Below are 16,686 nucleotides of genomic sequence, written 5' to 3'. Positions count from 1 at the left end.
TTGAAATGCCGCCATCTTTTGATGGCGGCATTTATTTGAGCGCTATTGATAAGAGGGCTGCCCCCTTTATGCTCGCCTAGTGTCAGGCCATTGTATGTGCCATCTGGCGGTCACGTCTGGCACTCCACACCAGCGTTATTAAAAACAGCGCCAAGCCCACGAAGTCCAGCAGCAAGTTTCCATGGGGCCACAGCATTAAAGCACCAATGGGGAACATGGCTAGGCGCAGCCACCAGGGCAACTCGCTTTCCAGATAGCCTTCCAGCCCTGCGATAATGGCGTAAATACCGAACAACGCGAAGGCAAACACCACCAACATTTCAGTCGGCGTCCCGGTGATCATTGGCGACCACACAAACAGCAAGGGAATGATGTAGAGGCCCTTGGCGATTTTCCAAGCGGTAAAACCAGTACGCATAGGTGGCGTTTTGGCAATCGCCGCCGCAGCGAAGGCGGTAAGGCATACCGGCGGAGTCACATTGGAGTCCTGAGATAGCCAGAAAATCACCATGTGCGCCGCCACCAGCAGCATCGATATTGTGTGCGACGAAAGCGCCTGCTCGTAGAGCTGTGAACGGAAATCGTCCGGTACCAAGGCCAGTAGTTGTTGAGCACTGGCGGCGTCCATCGGGGCATTCAGCGCTTCCAAAGCATCTGGCGCGGCAAGCATAAAGATCGCCCGTGCCTGCTCGGGCAAATCACCGGCCATAATCAGTTCTAACAGCTGACTGTGTGCCATCAGACCATACAACGCAGGTGCCGATAGCGTGCCCAATACGATATAAGCGGCCGTCACCGGCAACCCCATCCCCAGAATAAGAGAGGCCAGCGCGATCAACACGATGGTGATTAACAGGCTGCCGCCCGCCCAGTCTGAGATCATCAACGAGAAGATGTTACCAATGCCGGTCGTCGACACCACATTGACGATCAAGCCAACCGTCAGCAGTAAAATGGCGGTGGAAACCATGTTGCGGGTGCCCAGTACCAAAGCGTCGATAATTGCCTGAAGCTTCATGGGTGAACGTGATAACCAGGAAGCAACGACCACCGACACGATAGCGATACCGGCAGCATAGGTGGGGGTGAAGCCATTGATAAGGGCGACGACCAGCACCACGAGTGGCAGCAGGTAGTGCCAACCGCCCTTCAATACATCAATCAGTTTTGGAGCTTGTTCCGTTTCTACCTGATGAGTACCGCTACGCTTGGCTTCGATGCGCACGAACATGGCCACCGAGAGGAAGTACAGCAGTGCAGGAAGCGCAGCGACACCAATGATAGTGAGATATGAAACCTGGGTGTAAGAGGCCATGATAAAAGCCCCCGCCCCCATAACGGGAGGCATAAGCTGGCCCCCGGTTGAAGCCGCGGCTTCAACGCCAGCCGCAAAACGTGGTGGAAAGCCTGCCTTACGCATTAAGGGAATAGTGATCACACCGGTAGAGACCGTATTGGCTACGCTGGAGCCAGACACTGACCCCATAAGCCCTGAAGCGAATACCGCTACAAACCCCGGGCCACCAACAAAACGACCCGCGGCACAACGTGCCAGCTCAATGATGAACTCTCCAGCGCCCGAACGAACCAGGAAGGCACCAAAGAGAATGAACATAAAAACGTAAGACCAGGAAATCCGGGCAATCGAGCCCAGCATGCCGTCACCGCCGAGGAAGCTGCGAAACAGAACAGTTTCCCAGTTCAGCCCGGGGAAATTGAACACCCCGCCTACATAGCGCCCCCACCAAGCAACGTACGTCAGCGCAATGATACATAGCAGCGGGATAAACCAGCCGGTAGTCCGGCGGGCAAATTCTAATACCAACGCCAAAGCGGTAATCGACACGATCCAGTCAGCCAGGGAAAAGCGTACCCCACGGGCATAAAGCGCATCCTCAAAGCCGATTAAATAGAACGCACAGCCTAGGGCGGCTAGACCAAGACACACATCAACGGCGAGTAATAGGCGCTGACCGCTAGCCGAGCGCGCTTTGAACATCGGCACGGAAAGCGCGCACAACAGGCCGAACATACCGAAGTGTAATGCACTAACCCAAATCTCTGAGACAGTGCCCAGGGTATTGAAATAGATATGTGAGAAAGCAACGACGATGGCGAGCAAGCTCAGAATCCGCCCAAGCCAGGGATGTTCAAGGCGCTCTGAAGCGCTGCTTGCGGATTCATCGCGCACCGTATCAGGTGTCGAATGACTCATGGTGTACCTCATGAAACGAAGTCAGGCATAGGGAGGCCATCCGCCCGGCTTATGCCAGGCAGATGCAGGGCGATAGGCCTTCAGCCTTCGAGAAGATGCTCGGGAATTTCAATGCCTTGTTCACGGAAATAGCGCGCGGCACCGGCATGCAGTGGTATCGGCAGACCGTCGAGCGCTTTCTCCAGAGCCATATCACGCGTTGCCGGGTGAATGTTGTTTAGAAACGGTAGGTTCTCGAACATGGCTTTGGTGATCTGATACACATGTTCTTCAGGCACATCGGCGTTAACCACCAAAATATTGGGCTGGGAAATGGTATTGATCGGGGAGTCCTGACCAGGGTAAGTGTCGGCGGGAATTTCGAAAGCGCTCCACACTGGGTACTGGCTGTTAATTCGCTCAAGTTGCTCAGCGGTCACGTTCAGCGTGGTAATGTCATCGCCCATATTGGCATAGGCGCTGGTCACGGCAGAGGCCGGAACGCCTGCCGGTATGTTCATGCCGTCTATATTGCCGTTCTGCATGGAATCAGCGCTGGCACTGTAGCCCAGGTAGGCAATATCCATCTGCTCCGGATCAATGCCCAGACCGGCAAGAATTTGCCGACCAGAACCTTCGGTACCGGAATTACGCGCCCCAATGGAGAAACCGCGCCCGTAGAGCTGGGTCAAGTCATCAATGGTGCCAGTATCGACCAGTGCGTCACGCATCACAAAGTGTTCGACGTTCTGCCACAGCATAGAAACTGAGCGTACGTTGTCATAGGCTTTGGGCACTGGCCCCTCACCGGACCATGCCCAGGCGCCGTAGAGCGCTTGCAGAATGCCGAATTGAGCCTGGTCGTCATCCATCAGGCGCAAGTTTTCCGCAGAACCCGCCGAGCTGATGGCGGAAACGGAGATGCCGTGGGTAGGCTCGAGCTTGACACGTATCAGTGTAGAAAGCGCGACGCCTACTGGATAGAACGTGCCACCGGTGGTGGCAGTGCCCATGATGTATTGTCCGCCCTCGGTAGGTTCCTGGGCGGTAACAGCGGAGGCACTGACGCCGAATGCAGCGGCGGTAGCGAGACAAAGAGCGGTTTTAAGAAATTGGCGTTTCAGCATGGTGTTGCTCCCAGCTTATTGGAATTGTTGGAGTAATCACTACTCCTTCCCCAATAGAGCGAGAAGCTAGCCAACTTCAAACAAAGCCATAAAAATCAATAAATTATGATTTTACTTCTACGACAAAAGGCGAAGACGCCTGAGCGACCATCGGCCATTTTTCGCCGATGGCTTTTTCCCTCACCGGCAAAAAATGGCCGATGAATCAGCCCTAGCGCATTAACTCTTGAATCAATCGTTTAGGTCGCGAGAAAGTCTTCGCGGCGTAACTGGTGACGCTGCATTTTCTGATTGAGTGTACGGCGAGGTAGATCGAGTTCGTCGAGTGCCGCTTGAATATTGCCATTATGGCGCTGTAGCGCTTCTTTCAAGACGGTAGCCTCAAATACTTCCATACGCACAGAGAGCGCAGACGCTTGATTTGGCGGCATAGGCGAGCTTTGCCAGGGCAGATCCAGCCCAAGAATAAAGCGCGTGGCAATATTGCGCAGCTCGCGGAGGTTTCCAGGCCACCGATGATTACCGAGGGCAGTCAGCAGTTCTGTGGTGGGTTCGCGCAGCGGCCTTTCGTGAACATCAGCGGCTTGATGGCAGAAGTGACGAAACAGCAAGGGAATATCTTCGCGGCGCTCACGCAAGGGGGGAATCGCCAGCTCGGCAATCGCCAAGCGATAATAAAGATCCTCGCGAAAATCTCCTTGCGAGACCATTTCCAGCAAGTTCTCTTTACTGGCCGCTACGACCCGAAGATGGAGGTGGATAACTTGGTTGCTGCCTAGCCGGGTAATTTCACCTTCCTGCAGTGCGCGCAACAGCTTAACCTGGGCAGACAGTGGCAGTGACTCTATTTCATCCAAAAAGAGGGTGCCGTGGCTGGCGGTTTCCAGCAGGCCTATACGCCGCTCTCCCGCCCCGGTAAAGGCGCCTTTTTCATGCCCGAACAGCTCTGATTCAATTAATTCACTGTTCATGGCGCCACAGTTCAACGCCACAAAAGCGCCTTGGCTACCGCTACCAAAGTCATGCAAGGCGCGAGCCACGACTTCCTTGCCGCTGCCCGTTTCACCATTGATAACCACGTTGGCACGGCTAGCAGCTAAGTTTTCCACTTGGCGCCGTAGTACTTGCATCAGCGCAGAGTCGCCGAGCAGGCGCGTGCTTAAATAGTTATGCCGTAATGCCTGCTGTAACTGCAGGTTTTCCAGCGCCAGGGCCCGATGCTCTAGTGCTCGTCGTACACACTCTTCAAGGCGTTCAGGGTCGAAGGGCTTTTGCACAAAGTCCCAGGCCCCCTGCTGAATCGCCGCAACCGCCATGGGGACATCACCGTGGCCCGTGATCAGAATCACCGGGGGCGGCGTATCGAGTGCTTGCACGGCGGCAAACAAGGCCAAGCCATCCATCTCGGGCATCTTGATATCACTGACGACGACACCGCATGGCTGGCCATTTTGAAGTGCACTCAGCGCCTTACCGGCGCGTGAAAACGTGCGAACCTCTAATCCCGACACCTCCAACCATTGGCTAAGAGAGTCACGGACATCGGCTTCATCGTCCACTAGCCAGACGGGCAGAGAAGCAGCCGATAGTCGAGCTAAGGTGCTAGAAGATGCGTGCGTCATGAAGGTGTCTCCTCACCATGCGGTAATGTCAGACAAAACCAAGCGCCCCCAGCGGAGTGATTGCCAGCGCTGAGCTTACCGCCAAGGTCCTGAGCAATGCCGTAGCTAATAAACAACCCCAGCCCTAAGCCTTCCCCAACCGGTTTAGTCGTAAAGAATGGGTCGAACATCTGCTCGATCACTTCTTGGGGCAAGCCTGGGCCATTGTCATGGATCGTCAACTGCACTTGCTCCGCAGTGATCTCAACGTGAAGACGAATGACGCCATTGGCTATGTCGTTCAACGCATCCAGCGCATTACGCAGCAGGTTGGTAAGCAACTGCTCAAGGCGAACGTCATCGCCGCGTACCCAGAGTGACTGCGGCCAATCGCCGTCACGCTCCAAACGCACTTTTTGCTGCTGGAAACGCTCCTCGAGTAGCTCTAGTACGAAGTTCAGGCTGGCTGGAAGATCCACACTCTCCCGGCTCTCGCCCTTGCGAGCAAACAGCTTTAGCTGCTCGATTAGCCGGGCGAGGCGTTTGCTTAATACCTGAATACGTTGGAAGTTGTCGCCTGCCATTTCCTGACGGCCAAGCGCCAACAACCGCTCACCGTTGGCAGCATAAGTACGGATGCCTGAAAGAGGTTGATTAAGCTCATGGGCAATGCCTGCCGCCATGGTCCCCAAGGCGGCCAATTTACCCGCTTGGACCAGTTCAGCTTGCGCATCCTCTAAGGCCTGGGTGCGTTCCTGGACACGCTCTTCCAAGCGAATATTGGTTTGCTGGATGATTTTCGCCTGAGCATAGCGCATATGTTGGCGTTTTTGGCGTTCACGTAGCCACAAACCAAATAACAAAAGAGCGGAAAGTGTGACTAAGCCCGCCAGGAGTACATTGCGAGCACTGATATAAAGTGGCCGCACCGGGCTGAGATAATGCATCGACCAACCCAGTGTAGCAAGCGGCAGGGAAGCGACCAGAAAACGCTCGCCTCCCCCTTGTCCTTGGTTGCCTATTACCAGCGTATCGTCATGTAGCCGCTGGCCGAGTGGGGAAAGCGATTTATCGAGAAATTGACGTTGGGCATTAATCTGCGCCAATGCATCTTCAGAAAGCCCATCAATGTGCTGAAACCGCCACTGCTCACGGCTAGAAAGTATCACAACGCCATTGGCATCTGACAAAATGACGTTCTCTTGTGCTCGACGCCAATCCTCTTGAAGCGCTTCCAGTGAGACCTTAACCACCAGGACACCCGCAGAGACAGTGTCGTCGCCAAGCGTAACGACATAAGAGGTGAAATAACCCGGCTGTCCGGTTGTGTCACCTATTGCAAAGAATTCACCGCTACCGCTCTGCATGGCATCGTAAAAATAGGGGCGGAAGTGATAATCGTGGCCAATGAAACTTTGCTCGAGTGCATAGTTGCTGCTGGCCAGGGTGACGCCTTGCTCATTCATCAGAAAAATGGCGTCAGCGCCCGAACGCTCAGCAACCTCTGCCAAGTGCTGATTAACAGGAGACAGCAATAACTCACTGGGTTCGCGCAGGGCAGCCTGGACTAAAGGCTGCTGGGCCAGTAAGTCAGGCAGGTAGGTAAAGCGCTCAAGCGCGCCTTGCAGGCTGCTGGTGTAGAGCGCTAGACGCGTATTCGCGTGACGCTGGGCATCCGCTTCGGCGTGGCTGTATTGCCAATGCCATAACCACCATAACCCCAAAAGGCTCAGCACGATTAAAGAGGCCAGAACCAGCGCATACAGCCAAATCTTTCTGCTCACTGTGAGTTTGCCTCAACGGTCGAATTGATCAGACCTAAGAGCTTATCACCCAGGCGTAAGCACTCCCATTGTCGAAGGTATCTCTAACGCCCTTCAGCGCAGCGGCAAACTCATCACTATACGGTTGCCACAGGCGTCACCGGCGAGCCAATGGCGCCTGGCAGCCGAAGTGGTGGCGCCGTCAGCAAGAACCGGTTGCGCTGGCGGCTATGCAACCATTCTGCTAAATCTTTCAGATACCATAACTCCGCCAGCGGCAATCCGAGTTTGAACAGGCAATGATGGTGCAATGGAAGTTTAGAGCAACAGCTCGACGCCAACTCACGGTCTAAGTTTTCCACCGCATAATTATCCGCACAGATCGCCGCAATGCCGCTTTCAGTGATCCACTCCAGCAAGGCTGAATCACTGCCATCAAGCACTGCCCCGGTGTTTTTCAGCACCTCTGGCTGTGGCGTACCCTGCATATCCAACAACGCCTCGGCGAACCCAGTGCGCAATACCAGCATATCGCCACGCTCCACCACCACGTTCAGTTGTTTCAGCGCTTCCATCAACTCCAGGTGCCCTACCAGCGTTCTTCCCGCACCGAAAACTCTCACCAAATCGACCAATACGGCTCGGCCTTGCATGCCATGTGTTGCCAGTGTCTCGACTCCCAGGCGTCTAGCATAGGAGTCGTGCCACTGGGCCGATTCTCCGCTCAGATCGAGCACATCCTGCTCGGCCAGGTAGCCGTTGTAGTAGCGGCGTTCTGGCGTGCCATCACCATCGCCATCGAACAGAGCGCCCACATGAGCCAGGGAGTCCCACTGCGTGGAGTACTGCAACGATAGCTGAACCTGGTCATCACTAATAACGTCATGCAGCGCGGGGCTATGAGTCGCCAGGGGAAAGTTGATGTACTGGTCATCACCCAGAGCTGTCGGGGTTAGCTTCGGAGGCGAACGACGGGGGTTCAACACCTTTCCGCCGGGGATATCCAGAGGTAGCGACAAGCAGAATGTCACCCCTTCGTGGACTTCCTTCACACCTTTGAGCACCTGCTCGGTGCCGATCAGGTTGACTCGCCCCAGTTGATCTTCAGGGCCAAACTCGCCCCAGTTGCTACCTTCAGGACGTTTCTTCCAGCGTGGCTGATTCATGACTTGTCTCCACCGGCATGTTGGGTAGCGATTTCAATGATACGCTGCAGGTTTTCCCGCTCCCGGGCCTGGTGCTGGGTCCGCGTCTCATCACTCCACTGGTAGAAACCTTGCCCAGCCTTGGCACCTAGGCGACCTTGGGCAACGTACTCTTCAAGCAGAGCGGCAGGTTGCTGACGTGCTTCGAGATCCGCATAGAGGTAATGGGCGATATTCAGGTGGGTGTCCAACCCGTTAAGGTCGCGCTGACATAAGGGGCCGTTCAACGCCATACGCACACCAATAGAGTACTGCACGATATCATCCAGCGCTTCGGCCTCCACTACCCCTTTTTCCAACAGGGAGAGGCATTCACGCATCACCGCATGCTGGATCCGGTTAGCGACGAAACCAGGTACACAGGTATTCAGTACCGCAGGGCGTTTCCCCCAACGCTTTAGCCAACCGCACACCTTTTCCACTACTGCCGCCTCGGTATGGCTGCCTGGCACCACTTCCACGGCAGGTATGATATCCGCCGGATTAAAGAAGTGCGTCCCCAGGAACCGTTGCGACACACGCATGGCACTTCCGATGTCATCAATCGGAATACCCGATGTATTGGTCACGATGATACAAGTATCGGCCACTTCAGACTCGATTTGCGCCACGACCTTTCGCTTAATCGCGACGTCTTCTGTCACGCTCTCAATGACAAAATCGGCACTCTTCGCCACCTCCAAATCTGGGGTAAAGCGAATGATCTCGGCACTCTCCCCCACATTCAAGCGACTGGCTTCCAATACCTGCGGGTTGGTATCAACCACAGTGACCTTGACACCATGCGTCGCCATTAACTTGGCCAGCGTGGTGCCCATGGTTCCCGCACCTACCACAGCAGCTTGCAATGAATCGTCCTGCATCAGTCCTTCCTCCTTCGTCTGGCTCGGAGATCATTCACGTGAACCTAGACAAATGTCGCATTGAATAAAACTAGTCGTGAGTCAAAGATCACTCACGAAAAACGAACTTATGTGCGCTATGCGTACATAGTAGACAATGACAGGCACGCCGACAATAAGAGGGCTTCCTATGAATGCGCTGGCAAATTTCTTCACCCGGCTCGTTAACCGCTACATGCCCGATCCTCTCGTCATCGCGATCCTCCTAACCATGCTCACAATGCTCCTGGCAGTGTTAATGCAGGGCACCAGCCCTTTGAATGCAGTGCGTTATTGGGGCGATGGTTTCTGGGACTTACTGGCCTTCAGCATGCAAATGACGGTCATCCTCCTAGCGGGCTATATCCTGGCCAAAACGCCCTTGGTTGACGGCATACTCAATCGCGTCGCAGCACGCGTCACAACGCCCTTCGTCGCGATTGTTGTTGCCACTCTAGTGGGAGGTATCGGTAGCTGGCTAAACTGGGGTTTCGGCTTGGTCATCGGCGGTATAGTCGCCCAGAAGTTGGCGCTTAACGTGAAAGGCTTACATTACCCACTAGTGATCGCTGCGGCGTATTCTGGCTTTGCTCTTTATGGTATCGGTCTGTCTGGCAGCGTGCCGCTACTGATCGCCACCGAAGGGCACTTTCTTCAGGATACGATTGGATTAATCCCACTGAGCGAAACAATTTTCTCGCCCATTCTTTTGATCACCAGCGCCCTTATTCTGCTCACTCTTCCTTTCTTCAATGCCTGGCTGCATCCCAAGCAAGCCGAAGATATCGTCGAAATCGATCCAGCCACGGTAGCCAAGCCCTCCGCAGCCCCGCTGCCCAACGACACAAAAACCACCATCGCCGAACGCTTGAATCGCAGCAAAGTGGTGGGCATTGGCATCGGCGCGCTAGGCATGCTGTATATTGCACTGTATGCATTCGATGGCGGTTCGCTGAACCTTAATACCATCAATTTCGCCTTCCTGTTTTTGGGTATATTGCTATTTGCCTCGCCTGCCAACTACCTAGCCGCCTTGGCGGATGGGATTCGTATCGTCTCTGGCATTATCGTGCAGTACCCTTTCTACGCCGGGATCATGGGAATTCTCGTGGGGTCAGGGCTGGTGGTTTCGTTCGCCAATACCTTCGTTGATATATCCAGTGCGCAAACCTTGCCTATCTGGTCATTTATCAGCGGCGCCATCATCAACCTGCTGGCACCATCCGGTGGCGGCCAATGGGCTGTCCAAGGTCCTGTTATGGTTCAAGCCGCCACAGAACTTGGTGCTTCCCAGGCAGCCACGGCGCTTGCCGTCCAAATTGGTGACCAATGGAGCAACATGGTGCAGCCATTCTGGATCCTGCCGGTGTTAGCCATCTCCGGCTTGAAGTTACGTGATGTGATGGGCTACATGGTGCTGATCCTAATCTACCTCGGGGTCATCTACGCCAGCGCGATGCTGATTTGGGGCTACCTCGGCGCCTAACGGCTCTTATCTACGCTTAACGACTCTTGACTTACGGGACTGCCCCATGCCTTTTTTGATCGAAACCTTCGACAAGCCCGACCGTCAGGCCCTACGCCTGGAGGTACGCCAAGCCCACTTGGAGTATCTGGATGCCAACGTAGTGACCTTGCTGGCCTGTGGCGCCAAGCTTTCCGATGATGGCAAAACGGCGTCTGGCGGTATCTACCTAGTCGACTTGGATAGCCGCGAGGAGGCCGAGCACTTCATCGAGTCTGACCCATTCCACCAAGCTGGGCTATTCGCCGAGGTTAAAATCGTGCGCTGGCGACAAGCCTATTTAAATCGAAAAAACACTCTGTAGCGCGAATACCTGTAGCAAAACTACCCATGGAGAAGTGCAATGCTGTTTCATGTAGAAATGGTCGTAAAACTGCCGGCGGATATGCCCGCCGAGCAAGTGGCTGACATCAAAGCAAAGGAGAAAGCCTACTCTCAGGAGCTACAACGGCAAGGCAAATGGCGCCACCTATGGCGGATCGCTGGCAGCTACGCCAACGTCAGCATCTTCGACGTCAGTGACAATGCTGAACTCCACGATCTTATTAGCGGTTTGCCGCTGTTTCCCTATATGGATATCCATGTGAAGCCATTATGCGGTCATCCTTCATCTATACACGAAGGTGACGCATAACAGCTCTGCTCTATCGACTCCGCCGCGTTTTCTTACAGGCTCTTAATAGCTAACGAGCGCGGCATATCGTCGAATCTATAGAAACGCTAACGTCATGCCCACCAAACGCTAGAGTATCGTAGTGTGTCTCTAGCGCTTAGTGGGCATGACGGTTATGCGGTTATAGAAATACTTCTCTCTGCCTATACCTGTTTGCGACCCTCCAGTCCGGAGGCTTACGCCACACCGTCACCTAAATCGGCGGAAAGCACAGCAATAAGCTTCTGCGCGAACAGCACCGGAGCCTCTACCGACGGCACATGCCCCACACCGTCAAATATCTCCAAAGGTGCGCCATCTAGCTCCGCTGCCAAGGCTTCCAACGTTGCGGGCGGCGTGGCCATATCTTCACTGCCGCCAAACAGCTGTACCCTGACCTTATGAGGGGCGTTCTTACCAGAAAGCTTTCCAGAGAACGTATTACGACCAAGCATTTCGCATAGCTGGGCGTAGGACTCATCGTCGCCACGGCCCATTTGTACGCACCATCCTGCTTTCAGCGCCGGACTTGCCTCAAAGGCCTGTGGTGCAAACCAGCGCGGCACGATTTCTTCAGACATCGCTGCCAGGCCTTCCTGGCGCACCCGCCCTGCGCGGGTGTTCCAGAGATCAGGATTGCCGATCACTGCGCCAGTATTGGTCAGCGTAGCGGAGCGCAGCCGGTCGCTATGCTCAGCAATCAACTGCTGGCCGACGACACCGCCAATGGACGTACCGGCAAAGTGAAAGCGCTCAGCAGCCGCCAGCTCTGCCAATGCTAGAGCCTCAGCGGCTAAATCAGCGGGAGTGATTTGTGCACCGCTGGCTGCCTGACTAGCACCGTGGCCGGGAAGATCCCAGGTCAGCACCCGGTAGCGGGGTAGCAGCGCGGGAATGATGTCGTCCCACACGGCTTGGCTCATGCCCAGTGGATGCGCTAGCACGATAAGTGGATTCACATCCGAGCCGAGCAATCGGTAAGCGACGCTGCGGCCATTGATAGTATGAAAGGCCATGCTACCTCCGTTAAACGCGTTCAATCAGCGTGGCAATACCCTGACCCACGCCTACACACATGGTGCACAATGCATAGCGCTTGCCGCTGTTTTGCAGCTCATGAGCAGCGGTCATTAACAGGCGCGCACCGGACATACCCAGCGGGTGACCCAGGGCAATCGCGCCGCCGTTAGGGTTGACGCGTGGATCGTCGTCTTTAAGGCCCAAGTCACGCATGCAGGCCAGTGCCTGGGCAGCGAACGCTTCGTTGAACTCAAACACATCGATATCATCCATGGTGACACCAGTGCGTTTAAGCAGTTTTTGCACAGCAGGTACCGGACCATATCCCATGATGCGCGGCTCAACGCCGGCCGTGGCCATGCCAATAATTTTCGCCATCGGTGTCAGACCATGCTGTTTAACCGCCGCGTCACTGGCCACCAGCATCGCCGCCGCACCGTCGTTAACGCCCGACGCATTGCCTGCGGTCACGCTACCGCCTTCACGGAACGGCGTAGGCAACCCTGCCAGTTTTTCCAGGGAGGTTTCCCGCAGGTGCTCATCCTGATCAAAGATTAGCGGCGCCTGCTTGCGGCGGGGAATCTCGATGGCGGTGATCTCTTGGGCAAAGCGCCCCGCTTTTTGGGCGGCAGCGGCTTTCTGCTGAGAGCGCAGGGCAAAGGCATCCTGATCTTCCCGAGAGATAGTGAACTGCTCGGCAACGTTTTCCGCCGTTTCTGGCATCGAATCAACGCCGTAGGCTTTCTTCATCAGCGGGTTGATAAAGCGCCAGCCGATGGTGGTATCTTCGATCTTTTGCCCGCGCGCAAAAGCGCCTTCAGCCTTGCCCATCACGTAGGGCGCTCGCGACATGGACTCCACGCCGCCTGCCAGTGCCAGCTCCATTTCGCCCGCTTTAATCGCGCGAAACGCGGTACCGACCGCGTCCATGCCCGAACCACACAGGCGGTTCATGGTTGTGCCGGGTACCGAGGTCGGGATGCCCGCCAGCAGCGACGACATACGTGCCACGTTGCGGTTGTCTTCACCGGCCTGGTTGGCGCAGCCCACAAACACTTCGTCAATGGCAGCAGGGTCAAGATCCGGCACTTCCGCCAGTACGGCTTTAAAAATCGTCGCGGCGAAATCATCGGGGCGCACGCTGGCCAAGGTACCAGCGAAGCGGCCAACGGCAGTGCGGCGCGGGTGGCATAAATAGACATCACTCATACAAAGCTCCTTATTCACCCGCGTGGGCACGCTCGGTGCGTGCTTTCAGTTCGCGCAATATTTCAAGCTCGTTGGGGTTCGGTTCCGGCGTGCTCTCCAGCTGTTCGGCAAAGCGAATATCCCAACCGGTTGCGTCAATCACGTCTTCACGGGTGACGCCGGGGTGTAGCGAGACGACGACCAGCTCTTTGGTGTCCGGGTCGGGCTTCATCACGCATAGGTCGGTAATGACCCGCGTGGGACCCTTGCCAATATTGGGAACGTTATCGCGTCCTTTGCCATCACGGCCAAAGCCTAGCGTGGTGACGAAGTCGACATCTTTCACAAACGCGCGCTTTGAGTGCTTCAAGGTAATAAACACTTCACCAGCGTTGGTGGCGATTTCCGGCGCACCGCCGCCGCCCGGCAAACGAACCTTGGGCGCTTTGTAATCACCGATCAACGTGGTGTTAAGGTTGGCAAAGCGGTCGATTTGCGCAGTGCCTAAAAAGCCCACGTTCACTTTGCCACCTTGTAACCAGTAACGGAACATCTCTGGCACGGCCACCGTGGTCAACGCTGATTCGCACAGCTCACCGTCACCAATAGAGAGCGGCAGAATCTCAGGCTTGGTTTGCAGGGTGCCGGACTCATAAATCAGCACGACCTCAGGCGCATGGGTTAGGCGTGCCAGGTTGGCGGCTTCAGAAGGTAGACCAATACCCACAAAGCAGGTCATGCCATTTTCTAACGCACGGGCAGCGGTCACAGTCATCATTTCAGAAGAGGTGTATTCCTGACTCATTAGGCTTGCTCCTCTGCACCGTAGATATTCTTGTCGATCCATTGCGTAAAGGTATCGCGGTCACGAGCAATGGCATCCCACTCTTTATAGAAGCGGTTGCTGCGACCGTAGTAGCCATGGGTATACGAAGGCAGCGCGCCCTTTTCTGCCACGGCAACAGCACTAATCGCCCAGCCAGGAATCACACAAGCATTGGGATGAGCGTTCAGGTCATCGACAATCTCTTCCACGGTGACAATGCTGTGCTTAGCAGCCAACACCGCCTCTTTCTGTACGCCAACAATACCTTCCACCAGCACATTACCTTGTCGATCCGCCCGCTGGGCGTGAATGATCGACACATCCGGCCGCACAGAAGGAACCGCCGCTAGGCGTTCACCGGTAAACGGGCACTCAATAAATTTGATTTGATCATTCACGCTCGGCAGCTCACTACCGACATAGCCACGCAGCACAGCCATTGGCAGGCCAGCAGCCCCGGCCTCAAAGGCGCAGGCCATCGCGGCATGACTGTGTTCAAGAATCTCAATTTTGCGCGGCCAGCCTTTCTCAACCGCATCGCGCAGTCGATGCAGCGAGCCCACGCCGGGATTACCACCCCAGGAGAAGATCACCTTTTTAGCACAGCCCGCGCCAATCATTTGGTCGTAGATGATATCGGGGGTCATACGGATCAGCGTCAGGTCGCGCTTTTTCTGACGGATCACTTCGTGGCCCGCGGCAAACGGAATCAGGTGGGTAAAGCCTTCCATGGCAACGGTGGCGCCATCTTCGACGTAGCGCGCTACCGCGTCATGCAAGCTCAAGAACTCAGCCATAGGTCTCCTCCTGGCAGTGACTCTCGACAAGTTCGAATAACGAACTTTGATTTGTAGTGCGAACAATTTACTCCCGTCATATTCACTCGTCAAACCCCACCAAGCACGCATACAAAAGGGGAGGCTAAGCCTCCCCTCTCATTAATTTCGGTAAAAACCCTATTATTTCAGATAATTATTCATTCTTAAGCCAGGCAGATGCACGCGCTACTTGGCGTAAGCTACTACCAAGGTATAGCGTCGGGTCACAAGCGTTACGCAGCTTTTCATGAAGGAGATATCTTTATGGTCTTTGCACTGCTTTTTGCCCTCGTACGGCTTCGCGTACCGTTTAAACGCAGGATTTTATAATGGCGTTTAAAGCGGCCTGGTAACCCTCCGTCCCAAGCCCCGCAATGACCCCATCTGCCCGCTGCGAGACATAGGAGTGATGACGGAAGCTTTCGCGTTTATGGACATTTGAGATATGCACCTCAATGACCCTACCTTCAAAGGCATTGAGCGCATCCAGGATAGCGACAGACGTATGGGTATAAGCGGCCGGGTTTATGATGATAGCCAGCGTGCCATCGAGACGCGCCGCATGAATGGCGTCAATCAATTCGCCCTCGTGATTGCTTTGAAAACAGCTGATATCCCAGCCCTGTCTCTCAGCTGTTTCAGCCAAAGCGTTATTAACATCGTCTAGCGTCTCATAGCCGTAAACGTCTGGTTGGCGAACGCCTAAAAGATTTAAATTAGGTCCGTGAAGGACCGTTACTTTTGGTTGTCCCACTGCTTGTCTCCTTTCGTGGCATTACGTCACCGTCGGAAGTCGTTATGCCTATAATAACGTGTCGTTGAGTGCTTAATCTGTCTTTATAATGTCTAAAAATCGTTCAATTGGTCGCTATTTGAACAACATACTATATTGGCTATGTGCTAGTAAGGTTATTTCAGCGAGGGGGCACTGATGGAGGAAAAAGGCTAAAATGAGATGCTAAAACCTGATGACCGCGGCTTCGTAACGGCGATCATCCGTTAAACCAGCCAAGCAAGCCGCCTGTGTCAAACGCTCAACTAGACGGCTCGCCATAAACAGCTGGATATAAGCGTGTATCAAACAGCCAGCCACACAAAAGAGTGGCGATAGACTGTCTATTAGATCTGAAAACTATTCCTCACTTCATTTCAAAGCCTTTATCAATAAGAAATTCTTGCATATGCGAACGCAGCTTTTGATTAAAAAGTGGGGCTAAACTCTGAGACCAGTCTGAAACTTTATTTCCCCCTTTGCGGGTCTGGTAATAGTGATGCATGGTGAGATTAAAAGCATTCACATGCTCTGAATCATCACTGTATCTGTTCTTTTTGACGATAGCTTCAACGGGTAACCGCGGCTTAATATCCGGATCTTGTGCAGGATAACCAATACACATACCAAATACAGGATATACATGGTGTGGCAAACTTAGCAGTTCGCTCACGGCTTGTGGATTATTGCGTATACCTCCTATGTAGCAAATTCCTAGCCCTTCTGACTCCGCCGCAATCGCGATGTTTTGTGCTACCAGTGAAACGTCTACCGTAGCAACCAAAAGCTGCTCGGTCATACCACTCACGACGTTTTCCCCTGTACTTCTCGCCGCTTCAAGTGGACGCTTCATATCGGCGCAAAAAACCAGAAAGTCACTGCTGCTCGCTACGTATTTTTGCCCGCCTGTCAGCTCGACTAACTGGTCACGTAAATGCTTATCGGTGACATGTATTATGCTATATGCCTGTATATGGCTGGAGGTTGCTGCTGCTTGCCCTGTACGAATCAGCTCTATCAATAACTCCGGCGAAATTTCCCGCTCTTCAAACTTTCTAATTGAGCGATGAGATTTCAATAACTTAATCGTGTCGTTCATTATGCACGCCCATCT

At 54.3% G+C, this 16,686-nt stretch carries 15 protein-coding genes; 3 read left to right on the top strand and 12 right to left on the bottom strand.

All coding sequences use genetic code 11. The features are described from left to right. Positions 1 to 82 precede the first annotated feature (82 nt). The 6 genes from CEK60_RS19600 to CEK60_RS19575 form a co-directional block, all read right to left on the bottom strand. The gene (locus CEK60_RS19600; protein ID WP_089040428.1) at positions 83 to 2,215 is read right to left on the bottom strand and encodes a TRAP transporter permease; all 2,133 of its coding nucleotides are present in this window, start codon (positions 2,213 to 2,215) and stop codon (positions 83 to 85) included. An 80-nt stretch (positions 2,216 to 2,295) separates the two neighbouring features. Beyond that, the gene (locus CEK60_RS19595; protein WP_089040427.1) at positions 2,296 to 3,321 is read right to left on the bottom strand and encodes a TAXI family TRAP transporter solute-binding subunit; all 1,026 of its coding nucleotides are present in this window, start codon (positions 3,319 to 3,321) and stop codon (positions 2,296 to 2,298) included. A gap of 239 nt (positions 3,322 to 3,560) precedes the next feature. Then, positions 3,561 to 4,943 (bottom strand): sigma-54-dependent transcriptional regulator, encoded by a 1,383-nt coding sequence (locus CEK60_RS19590; RefSeq protein WP_089040426.1) that lies wholly within the window; start codon positions 4,941 to 4,943, stop codon positions 3,561 to 3,563. After that, on the bottom strand, positions 4,940 to 6,706 hold the full coding sequence (locus tag CEK60_RS19585) for a sensor histidine kinase (protein WP_089040425.1): 1,767 nt from the start codon (positions 6,704 to 6,706) through the stop codon (positions 4,940 to 4,942). The genes CEK60_RS19590 and CEK60_RS19585 overlap by 4 nt, the downstream gene beginning before the upstream one ends. A gap of 116 nt (positions 6,707 to 6,822) precedes the next feature. Beyond that, positions 6,823 to 7,851, bottom strand: a complete 1,029-nt coding sequence (locus CEK60_RS19580; protein ID WP_089040424.1) for a cyclase family protein — start codon at positions 7,849 to 7,851, stop codon at positions 6,823 to 6,825. Further along, positions 7,848 to 8,753 (bottom strand): 3-hydroxyacyl-CoA dehydrogenase NAD-binding domain-containing protein, encoded by a 906-nt coding sequence (locus tag CEK60_RS19575; RefSeq protein WP_089040423.1) that lies wholly within the window; start codon positions 8,751 to 8,753, stop codon positions 7,848 to 7,850. Before CEK60_RS19575 ends, CEK60_RS19580 begins: the two co-directional genes overlap by 4 nt. 169 nt (positions 8,754 to 8,922) lie before the next feature. On the opposite strand from CEK60_RS19575, the gene CEK60_RS19570 reads away from it, so the two are divergent. Genes CEK60_RS19570 through catC form a run of 3 tightly spaced genes read left to right on the top strand, consistent with a single transcriptional unit; the run spans position 8,923 to position 10,930 of the window. Continuing rightward, positions 8,923 to 10,257: a short-chain fatty acid transporter gene (locus CEK60_RS19570; RefSeq protein ID WP_089040422.1), complete on the top strand. Its 1,335-nt coding sequence runs from the start codon at positions 8,923 to 8,925 to the stop codon at positions 10,255 to 10,257. 46 nt (positions 10,258 to 10,303) lie between these two features. Then, entirely contained in the window at positions 10,304 to 10,600 is a 297-nt protein-coding gene (locus CEK60_RS19565) for a YciI family protein (RefSeq protein ID WP_089040421.1), read from the top strand. A 39-nt stretch (positions 10,601 to 10,639) separates the two neighbouring features. Continuing rightward, positions 10,640 to 10,930, top strand: coding sequence for a muconolactone Delta-isomerase (catC, locus tag CEK60_RS19560; protein WP_089040420.1), 291 nt, complete (start codon positions 10,640 to 10,642; stop codon positions 10,928 to 10,930). A 215-nt stretch (positions 10,931 to 11,145) separates the two neighbouring features. Here the strand turns inward: catC and CEK60_RS19555 are convergent, their stop codons facing one another. From CEK60_RS19555 to nfsA, 6 genes are all read right to left on the bottom strand, one after another. Beyond that, positions 11,146 to 11,964, bottom strand: a complete 819-nt coding sequence (locus CEK60_RS19555; RefSeq protein WP_089040419.1) for an alpha/beta fold hydrolase — start codon at positions 11,962 to 11,964, stop codon at positions 11,146 to 11,148. Positions 11,965 to 11,974: 10 nt separating this feature from the next. Continuing rightward, a complete protein-coding gene (gene pcaF, locus CEK60_RS19550) occupies positions 11,975 to 13,177 on the bottom strand; it encodes a 3-oxoadipyl-CoA thiolase (RefSeq protein ID WP_089040418.1) in 1,203 nt (400 codons plus the stop codon). A 10-nt stretch (positions 13,178 to 13,187) separates the two neighbouring features. Further along, complete coding sequence (locus CEK60_RS19545; protein ID WP_089040417.1) at positions 13,188 to 13,961, bottom strand: CoA-transferase subunit beta; 774 nt, start codon at positions 13,959 to 13,961, stop codon at positions 13,188 to 13,190. Continuing rightward, complete coding sequence (locus CEK60_RS19540) at positions 13,961 to 14,779, bottom strand: CoA transferase subunit A (RefSeq protein WP_089040416.1); 819 nt, start codon at positions 14,777 to 14,779, stop codon at positions 13,961 to 13,963. Before CEK60_RS19540 ends, CEK60_RS19545 begins: the two co-directional genes overlap by 1 nt. A 331-nt stretch (positions 14,780 to 15,110) precedes the next feature. After that, the gene (gene aroQ / locus CEK60_RS19535; RefSeq protein WP_089040415.1) at positions 15,111 to 15,554 is read right to left on the bottom strand and encodes a type II 3-dehydroquinate dehydratase; all 444 of its coding nucleotides are present in this window, start codon (positions 15,552 to 15,554) and stop codon (positions 15,111 to 15,113) included. A 385-nt stretch (positions 15,555 to 15,939) separates the two neighbouring features. Further along, complete coding sequence (nfsA, locus tag CEK60_RS19530; RefSeq protein WP_089040414.1) at positions 15,940 to 16,671, bottom strand: oxygen-insensitive NADPH nitroreductase; 732 nt, start codon at positions 16,669 to 16,671, stop codon at positions 15,940 to 15,942. Positions 16,672 to 16,686: the final 15 nt, after the last annotated feature.

The organism is Halomonas sp. N3-2A, assembly GCF_002216165.1.
In the GTDB taxonomy this organism is placed as follows: Bacteria; Pseudomonadota; Gammaproteobacteria; order Pseudomonadales; family Halomonadaceae; genus Vreelandella.
The sequence above is the reverse complement of the archived record's forward strand: the minus strand, read 5'-3'. Positions and strand labels throughout refer to the sequence as shown.